The organism is Bradyrhizobium sp. SMVTL-02 (assembly GCF_051853005.1).
Classification (GTDB): domain Bacteria; phylum Pseudomonadota; class Alphaproteobacteria; order Rhizobiales; family Xanthobacteraceae; genus Bradyrhizobium.
The window spans coordinates 3,750,909-3,767,891 of sequence record NZ_CP182469.1; the positions used below are offsets into that span (position 1 = coordinate 3,750,909).

Below are 16,983 nucleotides of genomic sequence, written 5' to 3' on the forward strand. Positions count from 1 at the left end.
CATGCTGCTTTTGTGACGGCTGTATAGCGGCGGTGGCCCCCGACGTCACCTCCGGCTACCCCTCTCCACGGCGGAATCTTGCTGGTGTGGCATTTTTCTCTGCCGGACCGCCGGATTCGCCCCGGCGAGAGCCTTTGGCGGCGATCTCGGCCACCAATGTGGTCAGGCTGTTGACCGCGTTCAGGGACAATCCGGCGTCGCCGCCGGCATCGCCCCGGGCCGATTCGGGCAGCACGGCGCGCTGGAAGCCGAGCTTTGCGGCTTCCTTCAGCCGGGCCGGGGTCTGCGCCACCGGACGCACCACGCCGGACAACGAGATTTCGCCGAAATAGACCGCATCGGTGGCTAATTGCGCGTTGACCAGCGAGGACACCAGTGCCGCCGCGGCGGCGAGGTCGGCCGCCGGCTCGTGGATGCGCAGGCCGCCGGCGACGTTCAGATAGACGTCGTGGCTGGACAGCTTGACCCCGCAATGGGCCTCCAGCACCGCCAGCACCATGGAGAGCCGGCTCGGATCCCAGCCGACCACGGCGCGGCGCGGGGTGCCGAGCGAGGTCGGGGCGACCAGGGCCTGCAATTCGACCAGGACGGGCCGCGTGCCCTCGATGCCCGCGAAGACTGCGGTCCCGGGCGTGCCGAGATCGCGCTCGGAGAGGAACAGCTCGGAGGGGTTGGTGACCTCGCGCAGGCCAAGCCCCGTCATCTCGAACACGCCGATCTCGTCGGTCGGTCCGAAGCGGTTCTTGACGGCGCGCAGGATGCGGAATTGCTGCGAGCCTTCGCCCTCGAACGACAGCACCGCGTCGACCATGTGCTCGACGACACGCGGACCCGCGATCTGGCCGTCCTTGGTGACGTGGCCGACCAGGATGATGGCAGCGCCGGTTTTCTTCGCGAAGCGGATTAGCGCCTGCGCCGAGGCGCGCACTTGCGTGACCGTGCCGGGCGCGGATTCCACTGTGTCGGTCCACATCGTCTGGATCGAGTCGATGACGATCAGCCGGGGCACCGCGCCTTCCGACAGCGTCGAGACAATGTCCTCGACGGAGGTCTCGGCCGCGAGCTGCACCGGCGCATCCGACAGGCCGAGACGCTCGGCGCGCAGGCGCACCTGCGCGACCGCTTCTTCGCCGGAGATGTAGACGATGCGATGGCCTGCGCGCGCGAGCATCGAGGTTGCCTGCGTCAACAGCGTCGATTTGCCGATGCCGGGATCGCCGCCGACCAGCAGCACGGAGCCGCGGACAAAACCGCCGCCGGTGACGCGGTCGAGCTCGGTCATCCCTGAGGACAGGCGCGGTGCATCCGGGCTCTTGCCGGCAAGGCTCTCCAGCGCGAACGTTCGCCCCTTGCGTTTGGATCGGATCGAGACCGGCACGCTGCCGCTGGTGTCTTCTTCGGCGAGCGTGTTCCACTCGCCGCAGGACTCGCACTTGCCCTGCCAGCGGTTATAGGCCGCGCCGCAGTTCTGGCAGACGAAGGAAAGCGTGTTCTTGGCCATTGGGAGATGTTGAGTCGGAGGTGTCGGGGTCTGCTGATAGCACGAAATGGCGGGCCCTGAGCCCGATCATCCCGCGCCCCATATGGCAATCCAACGCGACCGGTATACCCTTTGTTAGCTCTAGGGAGCGGCGCCGCACTGGACTTTGCCAAATGTTAGCGGACCCAGGGCCAGTTTCGGAACCGATACGGGATGGCGCCAAAAATGACGATATGTTTGCGGATACTGCTCGCTGTGGGCATGGCCTGCGGCGTGCTGGCGCCGGCCGGCGGTCTTGAGGCGGCTGCCGCCAAATCCCTCAACATCGTCTTCGTGAGCCCCGGCAAGACCGGCGAGGTCTATTGGGACATGGTTGCGCAGACCATGCGGGCCGCCGGCCGCAAGCTCGATGCGCGCGTCGAGGTGCTGACCAGCGAGCGCAATTACCGCACCATGCAGGAGCTCGGGTTCGGCGTGGTTGCGCGGCCCGACAAGCCCGACTTCCTCATCCTCTCGAACGAGGAATCCGCCGCCGTTCCGATCCTCGAGGCGGCGGAGGCCGCCGGGATCAGGACGCTGCTGCTGTCGAACACGCTGACCGGCGAGGACGCGAAGCGCCTTGGGCCGCCGCGCCAGAAGCTCAGGACCTGGCTCGGCGACATCACGACCGATCTCCAGACGGCGGGCGCGCGGATGGCGAACGCGCTGATCAGCGCGGCGCGCGCCGAGAAACGGCAGAGCCCGGACGGCAAGATCCACATTCTCGGCATCGGCGGCGACGAGGTCACGCCGGCCTCGATCGCGCGCAACGCCGGTCTCGAGCTTGCCGCGGGCGCCGCGCCCGACGTGGTGGTGGACCGGATGCTGTTCGCCAACTGGACGCAGTCCGAGGCCGAGCAGGTCACGGCGAATTACCTGGCTTGGGCGGCACGCAAGGAGATCCGGCCCGCCGGCATCTGGGCCGGGAACGATCCGATGGCGCTCGGCGCGCTCCGCGCCATCACCGCGGCCGGCCTCGTGCCTGGCCGGAACATCGAGGTGGTCGGCCTCAACTGGTCGGAGGAGGCGCTGCGCGAGATCGAGGCCGGCCGCCTGCTGCTGACCGACGGCGGGCACTTCCTGCTCGGCGGCTGGTCGATCGTGCTGCTCCGCGACTATGCCGACGGCTGCGATTTCGCCGACGCTTCGCCCCGCGTCGAGGTCAAGACATCCGCCATCACGCGCGACAATCTCGCCTCCGTCAGCGACCTCATCAAGACGCGCGCCTTCGACCGGATCGATTTCACGCGGTTCAGGGCGAAGGCGGGACATTGCGGCCAATATGACTTTTCCCTCGAGGCGCTCATCTCGTCCCTGGCGCGTCCGGACGGCGCCGGTGATTGATGCGCGAGGGTGAGGCGATGACCGGTCCTGATCGCAGCGCGCAGGGTGCGCCGCGGCGCTTGCGCTCGGTGGTCCGCGCGATGATCTGGGCCACCGCGCCGGTCCTGCTGCTGGTGCAATTGTTCGCGTCCGCCGGCGTCGAGGCCACCAGCTTCTGGTCGCAGATCCGCCAGCTCGACGCCCGCATTGCCCGTACCGCCGACAGCCGCGCCGAACTGATCGCCGAGCCGCTCTGGAAGATGCGTTACGACCGGGTCACGGGCGTGCTCAACGAGATCATGCAGGACGAGACCATCACGGCGGCCGCCGTCTACGACGACACCGGGGTTGCGATTGCCCGCGTGGTGGCGCGCCCCGCGGACCAGACCGTCGCGGAAGTCTCGCGGCCCATCAAGTACAGCAACGGCAACATCGCCGTGCAGGCGGGTCGCATCGCGATCGCCTATTCCTACGCCACCGTATATGCGGACACGGGGAGCCGGCTGATGCTGCTGCTCATCGTCGGCCTGCTTGCAACGCTCGCCACCGTGGTGGCGATGCGCATCTCGGCCAACATCTTCATCGGCCGGCCGCTTGCCGCGATCATGTCGGCGATCCAGCGCAGCAAGCAGGACGGTCGCGCCTATCCGGCCGAGATCAGATCCGCGAACGAATTCGGCCAGCTCGCGCAGGCCTTCAATGCCATGCAGTACACGACGTCGGGCGCGCTCGACCGGCTCGGCCACATGGCGTCGCACGATCCGCTCACGGGCCTGCCCAACCGACGCTCGCTGACCGAGCGCCTGGCGACCCTGAGCTGCGATGCAGGCTCGCCGGACTCGCTGATCGCCCTCTGCTTCATCGATCTCGACGATTTCAAGGGCATCAACGACACCTTCGGCCATGATGCCGGCGACCGATTCCTGGTGCACATTTCCGAGCGTCTTCGCGAGGCGGTCGAGCCGCAGGACTGGGTCGCGCGGCTCGGCGGCGACGAATTCGTGGTGATCCGCCCCGAGGTCGGCAATGAGGCGACCGCGCAGGCCTTCGCGCGCCAGCTGCTGGATGCGATCTCGGCGCCGATCCGGCTGCACGACAAGCAGGTCGTGCCGCGCGCCAGCATCGGCCTTGCCGTCCGCCGCGCCGGCGATCCCGAATTGTCGCACCTCCCGGCGCTTGCCGACATCGCGCTCTACCATGCCAAGAGCAAGGCGCCCGGCACCGTCGCGGTGCTGGACGAAGCGCTGCAGCGCGACTATCGCCGCCGCAGGGATCTCGAGCTTGCCATCCCCGCAGGCTTCGCCGAGGGACAGTTCGAGGTCTGGTACCAAGGCCAGGTCGACCTCGAGAGCGCGGCCGTCGTCGGCCTCGAGGCGCTCATTCGCTGGCGCCACCCTGACCATGGCGTGATCGGTCCCGGCGAATTCCTGCCGCTGATCGAGCGCAGCGGCAACAATGCACGCCTGACCCGCTATGTGCTGACCGACGCCTGCCGCGCGCTGCAGCGTCTTGCCGCCGCCGGCAGGCCGGAGATCAGGATCGCGATCAATCTGCCGCCGTCCGAGCTCGCCGACCATTCGCTGGCCGCCGAGCTGCGCGCGACCTGTACGCGCTTCGATGTCGCGGCATCGATGCTCGAGCTCGAGATCACCGAGGGCTCGCTGATCAACAACATCGCCAGCGCCTCCGAAACGTTGCATCGGCTGCGGCGGCTGGGGGCCACGATCGCGCTCGACGATTTCGGCACGGGCTACTCTTCGCTCGCGCATCTCAGGCGCTTCCCGCTGGACAAGGTCAAGATCGACAAGGCGTTCATCAGCGAGATACCCGATAGCGCCGAAGACAAGGCGATCGTCGGCGTCATTGCATCGCTCGCCGGCACGCTGGGCCTTACGCTTGTCGCCGAAGGCATCGAGCGGGCCGAGCAGGCCGAGGCCATGCGCGAGATGGGCGTGGCGCTCGGACAGGGCTATCTCTACCACCGGCCGCAGCCGCTCGCGGCGGTGCTGCAAGGGCTCGAGCGGCGGGCTGTGTCCGACAGTCGTGCCATTGCGGAGAGCCCGTCGATCGCGCCCGAATTCGCCGCCTGAGTGCCGTTCGTTACGGCTGCGTCGCGTTCCAGAGCATCGAGAGTCCGGCCGCGATCATGATCGCGTCCATCAAGAGGCGGAACACCTCCGGCTTCAGGTGCAACACGAAGCGCTTTGCGATGAAGGCGCCGGACATCAGCGATGCTCCCGCGATCAGGCCTTTGACGAACACGTCGCCGGTCAGCGCGCCGAAACGTTCGAAGGTCACGGACTTCGCGAAATAGAGGCCGAGCGAGGAGGCCGCTTCGGTCGCGAGGAAGGCGCCCTTGGACAGGCCATAGAACAGGAACAGCGGCACGCTGAGCGGGCCGGTCGAGACCACGATACCGGTAAGATAGCCGATGACCGCGCCGCCGATCGCGAGATGCCAGAGATTGGCCTTGAGGTCGTGCCGCGCCAGCCAGTGCCGCACCGGCACCATCCCAATCAGGAAGACGCCGATGGCGAGATCGACGGCGTGCGAGGGCAGGGCCAGCAGCGTCCGCGCGCCGAGCGCGGCGGCCGGAATGCCCGTGATCGAATAGGCCGCGCAGGCTCGCCAGTCGACCTCGCGCCACCAGGCCAGGATCCGCGAAAAATTCGCCATCACCGAGGCCACCGCCATGATCGGCACGGCCTCCTTCGGCCCGTAGGCATAGACCAGCACCGGCATCAGCATGATCGACGACCCGGTGCCGACGATGCCGGAAATGGTGCCGGCGATGAGGCCGACGGTGAGGACGAAGAGAAAGGCCAAGGGCAGCGGCTCCGGGAATCGGAGGAATGTAGCCCGGACAGTGTTGGAGGTGAATGCAACTGCCGCATGGTTGGTATCGTCCCGGGCTGGGTCGAGACGGCATTGCGGAGATGTCGTGCGACGCTGCGTCTACTCGTCATTGCGAGTGTAGCGAAGCGAATCCAGGCTGTTACCGCGGGGGAATTCTGGATTGCTTCGCTACGCTCGGAATGATGGAACGTGGGCATCAGACTAGCGCAGCCTCAGGCGAGAGATGAGATCGCCGCCCGCATCGGCCTGCCGGCCTGCGCGCCGGGCTTGAGGCACTTTTGCCGCCGCTTCGCATCCGACCTGGACGGCGGTTTGCAGCGGAACCTTCTCACGGCCGCGCGGCGGCAACGGCCAGGTTGGCGCCCTTGCCGCCGAAATGCGTCTGGTAGGACGGGGCGAGCACCGTCCGGCCGGGAATGACCGGCACCTGCGCGGCCAGATCGATGTTGAGCGATCCGAACACCAGGATCATGGCGGGATGTCAGCCTTGCTCGTCCATGACGCGCAGCTTCTCGACGCGGCGACGAAAATCCTCGTCGGTGGAGAATTCGGCGGAGAGGTAGGACGAGACGAGGTCCACGGCGAGCCAGGCGCCGACGATCTGCGCGCCGATGCACATGACGTTCACATCGTCATGCTCGACGCTCTGGTGCGCCGAATGCACGTCGTGGCAGACCGCGGCGCGAATGCCCTTCATCTTGTTGGCGGCGATGGACGCGCCGACTCCGGTACCGCAGACCATGATGCCGCGTGCGGCTTCGCCCGAGGTCACCTTCTGCGCCACGGCGCGGGCGATGTCGGGGAAGTCCACCGGCTTGTCGTCATGGGAGCCGACGTCGATGATGTCGTGGCCGAGCTTGCGGATGTGGTCGATGACGGTCTGCTTGAGCGGCCAGCCGGCGTGGTCGGATCCGATGACGAGACGCATGTGATGTCCTTCTTGATTTGGCGTTGGCCGTGACAGCCGCAAAGCGGCTGTCACGGATCTCTCTGGTTCAGCTACGCATGTCCGCCGGCAGATCGACGCCGTGGAATTTCTTGTAGATCGCGTTGAGCTTGCCGTTCTTGACGTTCTCGGTGATCCAGGCGTTGAGCTTGTCCATCAGGCGCTGCTCGCCCTTCTTCAGGCCGATGGCGAGGTCGAAGGTCGCCAGCGGAATCTGGGACTCGAACACGCGCGAGGGATTCTTCACCCCGATCTGGTTGATGATCGTCGCGGACGAGCCGACGCAATCGACCTGGCCGGACACGGCCGCCGTCACCATGGTGGCGTCGTCATCGTAGCGGGCGATCTTGAGATCCTTGTCCTTCATATTGGACAGGGTGGTGTCCTGCGTGGTGCCGCGCGAGACGCCGATCGACTTGTCCTTCAGGTCGGGCCAGTCCTTGACGGTCGAGGATTTCAGGCAGCCGACGTCGGATTGCAGCGTCGCATAGCGCTTGGTGAAGTCGATGACCTTGGCCCGTTCGGGCGTCACCGACAGGGTCGAGATGATGATGTCGGCCTTGCCGGTGAGGACGTTGGGGATGCGGGTCGCACCGGTGGTCTGGATGAACTCGAGTTCGAGCCCCCAGTCCTTGGCGAGCAGCTGCGCAACTTCGACGTCCGAGCCGGTCGGCTTCATGCTCGAGTCCATCATGCCCGAGGGCGGGATGGCGAGGTCGGTCGAGATCCGGATCTTCTTGGCCTGGGTGATGTCGTCGAGCAGATCGGCCGACGCGGGCGTTGCGGCCATCACGATGAGGCTGCACAGCGCGGCGGTGGCGCCCAGCAATGTCTTTTTGGTCATCTTGGTTTTCATCTCCCTGTTATGATTTTAGATTTCCCGTCCCCACGAATTGCGTGAGTTCGGGTGTGGTCGGCGACGTCAGGATCGAGGCGGGTCCGGTCTCGTGGACCTTGCCGCGATGCATGAACACGATCCGGTCGGCGATGCCTTTGGCAAAGCCCATCTCGTGGGTGACCATCACCATGGTCATGCCGTCCGCCGCGAGTTGCTCGATCACCTTCAGCACTTCGGCGGTGAGTTCGGGATCGAGCGCGGAGGTGACCTCGTCGAACAGCATGACCTTCGGCTGCATCGCCAGCGAGCGGGCGATCGCCGCACGCTGCTGCTGGCCGCCGGAGAGCTGCTCGGGATAGGCGTGCAGCTTCTCCTCGAGCCCGACCTGCGCCAGCACCTTTCGCGCGAGATCCTTGGCCTGGCCTGTCGCCATGCCCTTCACCGCGCAAGGCGCGAGCGTGATGTTCTGCTCGATCGTGAGGTGCGGAAACAAATTGTAGCTCTGGAACACGATGCCGACGTCCTGGCGCAGCGCGCGCAAATCGACGTCGGGACGATCGACGCGGTGGCCGCAGACGATGATCTCGCCGCCGTCGACCTTCTCGAAGCGGTCGATGCAGCGCAGCGCCGTGCTTTTGCCGGAGCCGGAGCGGCCGATCAGCGCCAGCACTTCGCCGCGCTCGACCGCAAAGGAGACGCCGTCGAGCACCCGGAGAGGGCCGAAGCTCTTCTGCACGTTGCGGAGCGATACGATCGGTTCGGGGGAGGAGTTCTGCTGCATGTCAGGCCGGTGCGAGGTTGGACCTGCCGTGCCCCATCCGCCGCTCCAGCCTCTGGCTGAACAGCGACAAGGGATAGCACATGGCGAAATAGGTGACGGCGATGATGGCGTAGATGGCGAACGGCTCGAACAGCGAGTTGTTGACGATCTGGCCCGAGCGCATCAGTTCGACGAAGCCGACCACCGAGGCGAGCGAGGTGTTCTTGATGATCTGCACCATGAAGCCGACGGTCGGCGGCGTCGCGATGCGGATCGCCTGCGGCAGGATCACCCTGATCATGCGCTGGGTCCGGCTCAGTGCGAGGCCTTCGGCGGCCTCCCATTGCGGCTTCGGCACGGACTCGATGCAGCCGCGCCAGATCTCGCCGAGATAGGCCGCGACGTAGAGCGTCAGCGAGGCGCTTGCCGCCGCGAGCGGCGAGACCTTGAGGCCGATCGCGGCGAGGCCGAAATAGCCGAGGAACAGGATGACGAGCAGTGGCGTGCCCTGAACGAGCTGGACATAGGCTGCGCTGGCGAGCCGCACCGATTTCAGCGGCGAAATGCGCGCCAGCGCGATGACGAATCCGACGATGCCGCCGCCGATCAGCGCGATCACCGACAGGCCAATGGTCCAGAGGGCGCCCTGGCCGAGGAACATCAGATGATTGATGTTGAGATGTCCGCCCATGCCCATCTCACAGTGGCGTGCCGAGCTTGCGCCGGCGTGGGAACAGCACGAGGCCGAGGCCCCAGAAGCCCGCGCGCATCGCCAGCGACAGGATGACGTAGAGCACGGCGACGATGATGTAGGTCTCGAACGCGCGATAGGTGTCCGACTGGATGTAGTTGGCAACCGCCGTGAGTTCCTCGGCCGAGATCTGCGAGCAGACCGAGGAGGCCAGCATCAGCAGCACGAACTGGCTGGTCAGCGCCGGATAGACCTTCTCGACCGCCGGCAGCAGGATGATGTGCCAGTAGATCTGCAGGCGCGACAGGGCCAGCCCTTCGGCCGCCTCGATCTGCCCGCGCGGGATCGCCTCGAAGCCGGCGCGCATGATCTCGGCGGTGTAGGCGCCGACATTGATCGTCAGCGCGGCCACGGCCACTGCGAAGGCGGAGAACTTCAGCCCGAGGCTGGCGAGGCCGAAATAGACCAGGAAGATCTGCACCAGCAGCGGCGTGTTGCGGATGGTCTCCACATAGGCCTTGCAGACGCCCGCGGTCAGCGCGTTGTGCGTGCCGCGCCCGACCGCCGCGAGCGTGCCGAGCAGGGCGCCCAGCACCGTCGCGAGGGCGGCCAGCTCCAGCGTCAGGACAGCGCCGGCGAGAAAGCTCGGCCAACGCTCCAGCACTGCGGGAAAGTCGAGTTGCAGGCTCATCGCCGTCGCTTCAGCCGGTGGTCTGGTTGGTCATGCGGTCATAGACGCGGAACAGGGCCTGGTTGCCGTTGCTGCCTTCGCCATGGGCGCGCGCATCGACATATTGGCTGGTGACCAGCGCGGTGCCGGGCAGGGGCACATTCAGGGCCTGCGCGTGCTCCTGCACCAGGCGAAGGTCCTTGAGCTGCAGATCGATCCGGAAGCCGGCGGATACGTCGCCCGCGATCATCGCCGGGCCGAGCTTGTCGAGCATCCAGGAGGCGGCGGAGCCGCCGAGCAGCACCCGGCGCAGCAGATTGAGGTCGAGGCCCGAAGCGCGGCCGAGCGCCAGCGCCTCGCAGATCGCCTGGATGTTGATGCCGCAGATCAGCTGGTTGCAGAGTTTTACGGTCTGGCCGGCGCCGGACGCGCCGACATGGGTGATGGTGGTGCCCATCGCGCGGAAGAACGGCTCGGCCTGCGCGAAGGCAGCAGCATCGCCGCCGGCCATGATCGAGAGCGCGGCGTTCTTGGCACCGACGGGCCCACCCGAGACCGGTGCATCGATGAAGCTGACCCCAATCTTCTGCAGGTCGGCATGGATGCGGCGGACCGCGACCGGCGAGATCGTGCTCATGTCGACGATCAGCTTGCCCGATGGCGGCGACTTCAGGAGGCCGTGCTCCCCGTAGACGGTCGCCTCGACATGGGGCGTGTCGGGCAGCATGGTGATGACGATATCGGCGCCTTCGGCGGCATCGGCAGGGCTGTTGGCGCGGATCGCGCCTTCCTTGACGCCATCGGTCAGGGCGGCCTCGTCGAGATCGAAGACGCGGACCGCGTGGCCTGCCACCAGCAGGTTGCGTACCATCTCGCGGCCCATCGTGCCGATGCCGATGAAGCCGATCTTGCCCTTGTCGTTCCGTCCCATGTTATCGATCCGTTTCTTGTTCGTTTCTCGGTCCGTCAGCGATCAGGCGCTGGCCTTGTCGATGTCGCCGACGATGGCGCGCCTGCGATATTCGTCGCCGATGGCAAAATGCTTGCGCAGCGTCGCATCCGCGCGCTCCGGATCGCGGGCGATGACGGCTTCGAAGATGCGGCGGTGGTCGTCGATCAGATAGGTCTTCATCGACGGGAAAGCCTGCACCAGCTCGCGGCGGCTGCGATGCGAATGCGTCAGCAGGCCCGCCATCGAAGAGTGCAGTACCGTCAGCGTCTCCGAATGCGAGGCGACGACGATGGCACGGTGGAATTCGAAGTCGGCCATGCCGCCGGCATCGGCCTCGTCGATCGTCTCTGCGATCTTGGCGAGGGCGCGCTGCAGGCGTTCGAAATCAGCAATGTTGGCGCGCTCGCAGGCGAGCCGGATGGCCTGACATTCGATCGCGACGCGCGCCTGCATGACGTCGTCGAGCATGTCGGCCTGCTGGGCCAGCGCGAAGGTGAAGAAGTCGTTCAGCACCGAGACGTCCGGCCGGGTCACCACGGTGCCGATGCGGTCGCGGATCTCGACGATCCCGAGCACGGTGAGTGCGCGCAGCGCCTCGCGGACGATCGGGCGGCTGACGCCGAGCAGGCTCGCAAGCTCGCGCTCGGAGATCAGGCGGTCGCCGGGCTTGAGCGAGCCTGCGAGCAGGCGCTCGCGCAGGAAGGCGAACACCTTCCCGAACCCTTTTTCTCCTTCAGCGGTCCGCTTGAGTTCCACGTCCATCGCATTTGGTCTGATCTTGGTCAGACCAGTATGCTAACCAAGCGGCTGAGGTCAAGAGGGCAGGGTTGCGTGGTGGGCTGCGAGGCGGCTTCAAAGCGCGGCTAAGGGCTTGAAGCGGCGTGCGCTGGCTACTGTGCATGGGGTTGTTTTTTTTCACTTTGCTGTTGCGGCCCCGAAGCCACCAATCCATGCAGGCCGAAGTGCGGGCCGTGCCTTGCTGCTGACAGCATGTTGGCAGCAGCGCCCGGCTACGACCGTCTCCTGACAAACGGGAGAGCGGGTCATGCCGATCGAGGCAAGCTGTCATTGCGGTGAGACGGTGTTCGAGGTGACGGAGGCGCCCTCGAGCGTCACGCGCTGCACCTGCTCGCTCTGCGCCAAGCGCGGCGCGCTGTGGGCCTATTACACGCCGGCGCAGTTTCGCCTGCTGTCGCCGGCGCACAATGTCGCGACCTATCTCTGGGGCAGCCGCACGGTCAGACATCATTTCTGCGCCAATTGCGGCTGCGGCACCTATTCGGAATCGCCGGACTGGTCGAGCGGCAAGCCCGATTTCGACAATCCCAAGGTCGCGGTGAACGCGCGCCTGTTCGACGATTTCGATCTCGATGCGGTGCCGGTGAACATGATCGACGGCAGGAATCTGTGGTGAGCGATGCGGACGCGCATCGCCCTGCTGCGCGCCCATCCTCTTGAGACCCTTTTGAAAAGCTGGTTTGTTCCGGGCCTGGAAAAGGGGAGGAAACCCATGATGCGTCTTTTTGCGCGAGTGATGCTTGCAATGTGTCTGGCCGTTGCGGCCGGCTTCAATGCACAGGCGCAGACCAAGCCGAGGGTCACCGCGCTGGGACCTGACTTTCCCAAGGCCGCTTTGTTCGTAGGCAACAGCTTCTTCTACTACAACAACGGCATGCCCGGGCATCTCACCTTCATGGAGCGGGCTGCTGACGCCGAGAACAAGGCGGCCTATCGCAACACAATGGTCACGATCGGCGGCTCCGGCCTCGACTGGCACGACATGGACAATCTGCTGCGGCCGGGCGGCATCGGCGCCTATTCCTTCGACGAGCAGAACGTCGTCATCTTCAACAAGCCGGGCAAGCAGTTCGACGCCGTCGTGATGATGGATTGCAGCCAGTGCCCGATCCATCCACAGTTGAAGGACGCGTTCACGACCTTCGCGAAGAAGGACAGCGAGATCGTCCGCGCCCACGGCATGCGGCCGGTGTTTTTCATGTCCTGGGCCTATGCCGACAAGCCGGAGATGACGGAAGCACTGGCCGAGGCCTATACGCTCGCCGGCAATGCCAACGAAGCGCTCGTCATCCCCGCCGGCCTTGCCTTCGCGCGCGTCCGCAAGCTTGCGCCCGAACTCAATCTCTACGCGCCGGACAAGCGGCATCCGAGCCCGGCAGGCACGTATCTGGCCGCCTGCGTGACCTTCGCCGCGCTGACCGGACGCACGCCGGTCGGCAATTCCTACAACATGGGCCTCGATGCGGAGACGACGCAGCTCTTGCAAAAGGCGGCGTGGGACACCGTGCAGGACTATTACGGACGATAGCCTCTAGCGCGGTAGGCCACGCCTTGCGGTTTGCGCTTTGCGCAGTCCGCAAAGCTGACCCTACGACATCATCGTTCCTTCAACGCCACCCACGCCGGCGCATGATCGCTCGCGCCATCCTCGCCACGGACCTTCTTGTCGACGCCGGCCTTCGCCAGCCGCGAGGCGAGCGCAGGGCTGAGCAGGAGATGATCGAGCCGCAGCCCCGCATCGCGCGGCCAGCGGTTGCGCTTGTAATCCCAGAACGTGTAGATGCGCTTCTCCGGATGCAACGCGCGGATCGCATCGCACCAGCCTTGTTCAACCAGCGAGGCAAACGCCGCGCGGCTCTTCGGCTGGATCAGCGCATCCTTGTCGCATGAGCGCGTCGGATAGATGTCGATCTCCGTTGGCGCGACGTTGTAGTCGCCGGCGAGCACCACGGGCAGATCCTGCTTGATGAAGGTCTTCGCGTGGCGCTTGAGCCGTGCGAACCAGTCGAGCTTGTAGTCGAATTTCGGCCCCGGCTGCGGATTGCCGTTGGGCAGGTAGATGCTGGTCACGATGATGCCGCGCACTGCGGCCTCGATGTAGCGTGCCTCGTGATCGTCGCGGTCACCCGGCAGGCGATCGCGCGTGAGCAACGGCTCGGTGTTGCGGGCAAGGATGGCGACGCCGTTCCAGGTTTTTTGTCCCCGCCACACCACGCCGTAGCCGGCCTTTTCGATGGCCGCCGCCGGAAAGTCGCCATCACTCGCCTTCAACTCCTGAAGCGCGACCACATCGGGCTTCGTCGCGCGCAGCCATGCCAACAGATTGGGCAGGCGGCGGTTGACGTTGTTGATGTTGAATGTCGCGATCTTCATGTAGAGCTACCGGCTCCTGCCTGCCGTGTTCCGGAGATACCATGTCCAAGTTGAGCTTTGCCGCCATTGCATTCGTCGTCGCGTTCTCCGGGGCCACTTCGGCACAGTCAGCCGAAACGCGCGGTGCCTGCAAGGCGGACTACGACAAATTCTGCGCCGGCATCGCGCCGGGCGGCGGCATCGTCGCCTGTCTCAACGCCAAGCGCGACCAGCTCAGCACCACCTGCAAGGCGGCGCTGGACAGCAGGAAGAAGAAGTAGGCAAGCGTCGTCTAGCCCGACAGCGGCGCGGCTGAGGGCTGCTCGATCGGCGGCGGTGAGGGCGGCTGCGCGACGTTCAGCGCGGGCTCCGGCGTTACCAGCGGCTCGACCACGTTGCCGCCCTTGTAGACGCGGGCATAGCGGTGGCCGAGGCTGGTCAGCACCTCGTAGCCGATCGTGCCGAAATGATGCGCGAGCTCGTCTACGGTGATGCCTTCGCCGAGCAGCGTCACCATGTGGCCGCGCCGCACCGCGTTCGGCGGCAGATCGGTGATGTCGATGGCAATCAGGTCCATGGAGACGCGGCCCGCAATGGGGCAGCGCTTGCCCGCGACGATCACCTCGGCGCCGCGCGTGCCGTCGTTGGAGCTGGCGGCGCGGAAATAGCCGTCGGCATAGCCGACCGCGATGATCGCGAGCTTGGTCGGCCGACGCGCGGTCCAGGTGCCGCCATAGCCGACGCCTTCGCCGCGCTCGACATTGCGGATCTGCACGATGCGCGCCTTGAGGTCGACGACCTGCTGCATCGGATTGTCGGCTTCCGGCGTCGGGTTGACGCCATAGAGCGCCGCACCCGGCCGCACCATGTCGAACTGGAAGGGCGCGCCCAGGAAGATGCCGGAGGAATTGGCGAGCGCGGCCGGCACGCCGGAAAATTCGCTGGCGATGGCGCGGAAGGAAGCGAGCTGCTTGGCGTTGACGGGGCTGTTGAGCTGCTCGGCCGAGACCAGATGGCTCATCACCAGCGTGATGCCGTGATCGCCGGCATTGATGCGGGGGATGATGGCCTGCGCTTCCGACAGCGTCAGCCCGAGCCGGTTCATGCCGGTGTCGATGTGGATTGCGGCGCCGCCGTTCCAGCCGGTGCGGCGGCAGAACACGTCCCACTCGGCGAGCTCGTTGAGATCGCCGATCACCGGCCGGCAGTTGATCTGGGCGTAGTGCTCGCCGGTGTTCTGGAAATAACCGCCGAGCACGTAGATCGTGGGCTCCGGCACGGCCGCGCGCACCTTGCGCGCTTCCTCGATGGTGGCAACGAAGAAGGTCCTGCAGCCGGCCTTGCTCAGTGCGCGCGCGACCTGCTCGGCGCCGCAGCCATAGGCGTTGGCCTTGATCACCGCCGAGCATTCGGCCGGCACCGCCGTCTTCTCGAGCTTGCGCCAGTTGGCGATGATCGCGTCGAGATCGACGGTGAGCACGCCGCCATAGGCAGCGAGCGCGGTCGCCTGATTGGCCTCCGCGGAGAGAAGGCCGGATTGCGGGTTCATTTTCTGGTCGGACGCCATTGTCATGGCGCCGTTTTACGCAAGAGGCAGGTCTGGTTCAAGGAACTCAGTAGTCGTTGCCGCTGCGGGCCGGCAGCTGACTGTCAGGCGCGAGGTCGCCGAACCGCGTGACCGAGGCTTCGAACGCCAAATCGACGGTGCCCGTCGGGCCGTGGCGCTGCTTGCCGATGATGACCTCGGCCTTTCCGTGCGCAAGACTCATGTCCAGCTGCCACTTCTCGTGTTCAGGCGTGCCCGGGCGGGGCTCCTTCATCGCGAGGTAATATTCCTCGCGGTAGACGAACAGCACGACGTCGGCGTCCTGCTCGATCGATCCGGATTCACGCAGGTCGGAGAGCTGCGGCCGTTTGTCGTCGCGCGATTCGACCTGGCGTGAGAGCTGGGACAGCGCGATCACGGGAACGTTGAGCTCCTTGGCGAGCGCCTTCAGGCTGGTCGTGATCTCCGTGATTTCCTGTACGCGGCTGTCGCCGGCGCGCTTGCTGGAGCCCGACAGCAGCTGGATGTAGTCGATCACGAGCAGATCGAGGCCCTTCTGGCGCTTGAGCCGGCGCGCGCGCGCCATCAGCTGCGCGATCGACAGGCCGCCGGTCGCGTCGACATAGAACGGCAGTGATTGCAGCTCGATCGAGACCTCCCTGATCTTCTCGAAATCGGCTTCCGAGATGCCGCCGCGGCGGATGTGGGAGGAGGGAATGCCGGTGCGCTCGGCCACGATACGCGTGGCGAGCTGGTCGGCCGACATTTCGCAGGAAAAGAAACCGATCACGCCACCATTGGCGGCCTTCATGGTGCCGTCGGCCTGGAGCTCGCCGACATAGGCTCGCGCGACGTTGTAAGCGATATTGGTCGCCAGCGACGTCTTGCCCATGCCGGGGCGTCCTGCGACGATGATGAGGTCGGAGTGCTGCAGGCCGCCCATCTTGGTGTCGAGATCCCGCATGCCCGTCGAGATACCGGACAGCTTTCCGTCGCGCTGGAACGCTTTCGCTGCGAGATCGACGGCAACCGTCAGCGCCTGCGAGAATTTCTGAAAGCCGCCGTCATAGCGGCCGGACTCGGCGAGCTCGTAGAGGCGGCGCTCGGCGTCCTCGATCTGCGCCCGCGGTGCGAAGTCGACCGGTGCGTCATAGGCGACATTGACCATGTCTTCGCCGATGCCGATCAGGTCGCGCCTGAGCGACAGGTCGTAGATGGTTCGACCGTAGTCCTGGGCGTTGATGATCGTGGTCGCTTCGGCCGCCAGACGCGCCAGATACTGCCCGATGGTCATGCCGCCGACATCGGTATCGGCGGGCAGGAACGTCTTCAGCGTGACGGGTGTGGCGATCTTGCCCATCCGGATCAAGCTACCGGCCGTCTCGAAGATAGTCTGGTGGAGCGGCTCGAAGAAATGTTTCGCCTCAAGGAAGTCCGAGACCCGGTAGAAGGCGTCATTGTTGACCAGGATCGCGCCCAAAAGGCTCTGTTCCGCCTCGATATTATGCGGCGCGCTTCGATAGGCCGGAGTTCCGGCCTCGGGCGCGAGTTTGAGGACGTTCGAATCAGTGGGGGCCATGGTTGGACGTGCTTAGCAATTTTCTTGGGCAGATGCGGGGCCGGGATAAAGCGCCGCCTGACGCCAAAGCGGAAGCGAAAGCTGTCCGCTATCAACCGCTCAGTTAAAATGGTGGATGATTAGCAGCCGCAGCATGCGCCGCCCTTGACGGAT

General features: G+C 65.7%; 17 protein-coding genes and 1 pseudogene. 5 read left to right on the forward strand and 13 right to left on the reverse strand.

Going from position 1 to position 16,983, the window contains the following annotated elements:
• Positions 1-55: 55 nt before the first annotated feature.
• Entirely contained in the window at positions 56-1,501 is a 1,446-nt protein-coding gene (gene radA / locus ACNJYB_RS17490; RefSeq protein ID WP_439375069.1) for a DNA repair protein RadA, read from the reverse strand.
• Between the two features lie 204 nt (positions 1,502-1,705).
• Here radA and ACNJYB_RS17495 point away from each other — a divergent pair, with 204 nt between their 5' ends.
• Positions 1,706-2,863, forward strand: coding sequence for an ABC transporter substrate-binding protein (locus tag ACNJYB_RS17495; RefSeq protein WP_439375070.1), 1,158 nt, complete (start codon positions 1,706-1,708; stop codon positions 2,861-2,863).
• A complete protein-coding gene (locus ACNJYB_RS17500) occupies positions 2,863-4,932 on the forward strand; it encodes a putative bifunctional diguanylate cyclase/phosphodiesterase (RefSeq protein WP_439375584.1) in 2,070 nt (689 codons plus the stop codon). Before ACNJYB_RS17495 ends, ACNJYB_RS17500 begins: the two co-directional genes overlap by 1 nt.
• A 10-nt stretch (positions 4,933-4,942) precedes the next feature.
• On the opposite strand, the gene ACNJYB_RS17505 is transcribed toward ACNJYB_RS17500, so the two are convergent.
• The 9 genes and pseudogenes from ACNJYB_RS17505 to ACNJYB_RS17545 all read right to left on the reverse strand — a co-directional run bounded on the left by ACNJYB_RS17505 (position 4,943) and on the right by ACNJYB_RS17545 (position 11,317).
• Positions 4,943-5,668 (reverse strand): sulfite exporter TauE/SafE family protein, encoded by a 726-nt coding sequence (locus ACNJYB_RS17505; RefSeq protein ID WP_439375071.1) that lies wholly within the window; start codon positions 5,666-5,668, stop codon positions 4,943-4,945.
• Positions 5,669-6,032: 364 nt separating this feature from the next.
• Positions 6,033-6,170: pseudogene (locus ACNJYB_RS17510) on the reverse strand (PfkB family carbohydrate kinase); the annotation flags it as partial.
• Between the two features lie 9 nt (positions 6,171-6,179).
• The gene (rpiB, locus tag ACNJYB_RS17515) at positions 6,180-6,626 is read right to left on the reverse strand and encodes a ribose 5-phosphate isomerase B (protein WP_212027644.1); all 447 of its coding nucleotides are present in this window, start codon (positions 6,624-6,626) and stop codon (positions 6,180-6,182) included.
• 67 nt (positions 6,627-6,693) lie between these two features.
• Positions 6,694-7,488: a transporter substrate-binding domain-containing protein gene (locus ACNJYB_RS17520; protein WP_439375072.1), complete on the reverse strand. Its 795-nt coding sequence runs from the start codon at positions 7,486-7,488 to the stop codon at positions 6,694-6,696.
• A 19-nt stretch (positions 7,489-7,507) separates the two neighbouring features.
• Positions 7,508-8,263, reverse strand: a complete 756-nt coding sequence (locus ACNJYB_RS17525) for an amino acid ABC transporter ATP-binding protein (protein ID WP_439375073.1) — start codon at positions 8,261-8,263, stop codon at positions 7,508-7,510.
• Between the two features lies 1 nt (position 8,264).
• Positions 8,265-8,933: an amino acid ABC transporter permease gene (locus tag ACNJYB_RS17530; RefSeq protein WP_439375074.1), complete on the reverse strand. Its 669-nt coding sequence runs from the start codon at positions 8,931-8,933 to the stop codon at positions 8,265-8,267.
• Positions 8,934-8,940: 7 nt separating this feature from the next.
• Positions 8,941-9,624 carry an amino acid ABC transporter permease gene (locus ACNJYB_RS17535; RefSeq protein WP_439375075.1) on the reverse strand — a complete coding sequence of 228 codons (684 nt, stop codon included), beginning with the start codon at positions 9,622-9,624 and terminating at the stop codon, positions 8,941-8,943.
• Positions 9,625-9,634: 10 nt separating this feature from the next.
• Positions 9,635-10,534: an NAD(P)-dependent oxidoreductase gene (locus tag ACNJYB_RS17540; protein ID WP_439375076.1), complete on the reverse strand. Its 900-nt coding sequence runs from the start codon at positions 10,532-10,534 to the stop codon at positions 9,635-9,637.
• Between the two features lie 42 nt (positions 10,535-10,576).
• Complete coding sequence (locus tag ACNJYB_RS17545; protein WP_439375077.1) at positions 10,577-11,317, reverse strand: FadR/GntR family transcriptional regulator; 741 nt, start codon at positions 11,315-11,317, stop codon at positions 10,577-10,579.
• Positions 11,318-11,600: 283 nt separating this feature from the next.
• Between ACNJYB_RS17545 and ACNJYB_RS17550 the strand changes: the two genes are divergently transcribed.
• Both ACNJYB_RS17550 and ACNJYB_RS17555 read left to right on the forward strand, forming a co-directional pair.
• Positions 11,601-11,969 (forward strand): GFA family protein, encoded by a 369-nt coding sequence (locus tag ACNJYB_RS17550; RefSeq protein WP_439375078.1) that lies wholly within the window; start codon positions 11,601-11,603, stop codon positions 11,967-11,969.
• Positions 11,970-12,065: 96 nt separating this feature from the next.
• Positions 12,066-12,881: a DUF4886 domain-containing protein gene (locus ACNJYB_RS17555; RefSeq protein ID WP_439375079.1), complete on the forward strand. Its 816-nt coding sequence runs from the start codon at positions 12,066-12,068 to the stop codon at positions 12,879-12,881.
• A 68-nt stretch (positions 12,882-12,949) separates the two neighbouring features.
• On the opposite strand, the gene ACNJYB_RS17560 is transcribed toward ACNJYB_RS17555, so the two are convergent.
• On the reverse strand, positions 12,950-13,726 hold the full coding sequence (locus ACNJYB_RS17560) for an exodeoxyribonuclease III (RefSeq protein ID WP_439375080.1): 777 nt from the start codon (positions 13,724-13,726) through the stop codon (positions 12,950-12,952).
• 41 nt (positions 13,727-13,767) lie between these two features.
• Here ACNJYB_RS17560 and ACNJYB_RS17565 point away from each other — a divergent pair, with 41 nt between their 5' ends.
• Positions 13,768-13,986 (forward strand): hypothetical protein, encoded by a 219-nt coding sequence (locus ACNJYB_RS17565; protein ID WP_439375081.1) that lies wholly within the window; start codon positions 13,768-13,770, stop codon positions 13,984-13,986.
• 11 nt (positions 13,987-13,997) lie between these two features.
• Here ACNJYB_RS17565 and alr read toward each other — a convergent pair whose 3' ends face one another.
• Positions 13,998-15,278 (reverse strand): alanine racemase, encoded by a 1,281-nt coding sequence (alr, locus tag ACNJYB_RS17570; RefSeq protein ID WP_439375082.1) that lies wholly within the window; start codon positions 15,276-15,278, stop codon positions 13,998-14,000.
• Between the two features lie 40 nt (positions 15,279-15,318).
• A complete protein-coding gene (locus ACNJYB_RS17575; protein WP_439375083.1) occupies positions 15,319-16,830 on the reverse strand; it encodes a replicative DNA helicase in 1,512 nt (503 codons plus the stop codon).
• Positions 16,831-16,983: the final 153 nt, after the last annotated feature.

Coding starts and splice junctions, on each gene's coding strand:
- radA (WP_439375069.1), bottom strand. CDS start 1,501: ATGGCCAAGAACACGCTTTCCTTCGTCTGCCAGAACTGCGGCGCGGCC.
- ACNJYB_RS17495 (WP_439375070.1), top strand. CDS start 1,706: ATGACGATATGTTTGCGGATACTGCTCGCTGTGGGCATGGCCTGCGGC.
- ACNJYB_RS17500 (WP_439375584.1), top strand. CDS start 2,863: ATGCGCGAGGGTGAGGCGATGACCGGTCCTGATCGCAGCGCGCAGGGT.
- rpiB (WP_212027644.1), bottom strand. CDS start 6,626: ATGCGTCTCGTCATCGGATCCGACCACGCCGGCTGGCCGCTCAAGCAG.
- ACNJYB_RS17520 (WP_439375072.1), bottom strand. CDS start 7,488: ATGACCAAAAAGACATTGCTGGGCGCCACCGCCGCGCTGTGCAGCCTC.
- ACNJYB_RS17525 (WP_439375073.1), bottom strand. CDS start 8,263: ATGCAGCAGAACTCCTCCCCCGAACCGATCGTATCGCTCCGCAACGTG.
- ACNJYB_RS17530 (WP_439375074.1), bottom strand. CDS start 8,933: ATGGGCGGACATCTCAACATCAATCATCTGATGTTCCTCGGCCAGGGC.
- ACNJYB_RS17535 (WP_439375075.1), bottom strand. CDS start 9,624: ATGAGCCTGCAACTCGACTTTCCCGCAGTGCTGGAGCGTTGGCCGAGC.
- ACNJYB_RS17540 (WP_439375076.1), bottom strand. CDS start 10,534: ATGGGACGGAACGACAAGGGCAAGATCGGCTTCATCGGCATCGGCACG.
- ACNJYB_RS17545 (WP_439375077.1), bottom strand. CDS start 11,317: ATGGACGTGGAACTCAAGCGGACCGCTGAAGGAGAAAAAGGGTTCGGG.
- ACNJYB_RS17550 (WP_439375078.1), top strand. CDS start 11,601: ATGCCGATCGAGGCAAGCTGTCATTGCGGTGAGACGGTGTTCGAGGTG.
- ACNJYB_RS17555 (WP_439375079.1), top strand. CDS start 12,066: ATGATGCGTCTTTTTGCGCGAGTGATGCTTGCAATGTGTCTGGCCGTT.
- ACNJYB_RS17560 (WP_439375080.1), bottom strand. CDS start 13,726: ATGAAGATCGCGACATTCAACATCAACAACGTCAACCGCCGCCTGCCC.
- ACNJYB_RS17565 (WP_439375081.1), top strand. CDS start 13,768: ATGTCCAAGTTGAGCTTTGCCGCCATTGCATTCGTCGTCGCGTTCTCC.
- alr (WP_439375082.1), bottom strand. CDS start 15,278: ATGACAATGGCGTCCGACCAGAAAATGAACCCGCAATCCGGCCTTCTC.
- ACNJYB_RS17575 (WP_439375083.1), bottom strand. CDS start 16,830: ATGGCCCCCACTGATTCGAACGTCCTCAAACTCGCGCCCGAGGCCGGA.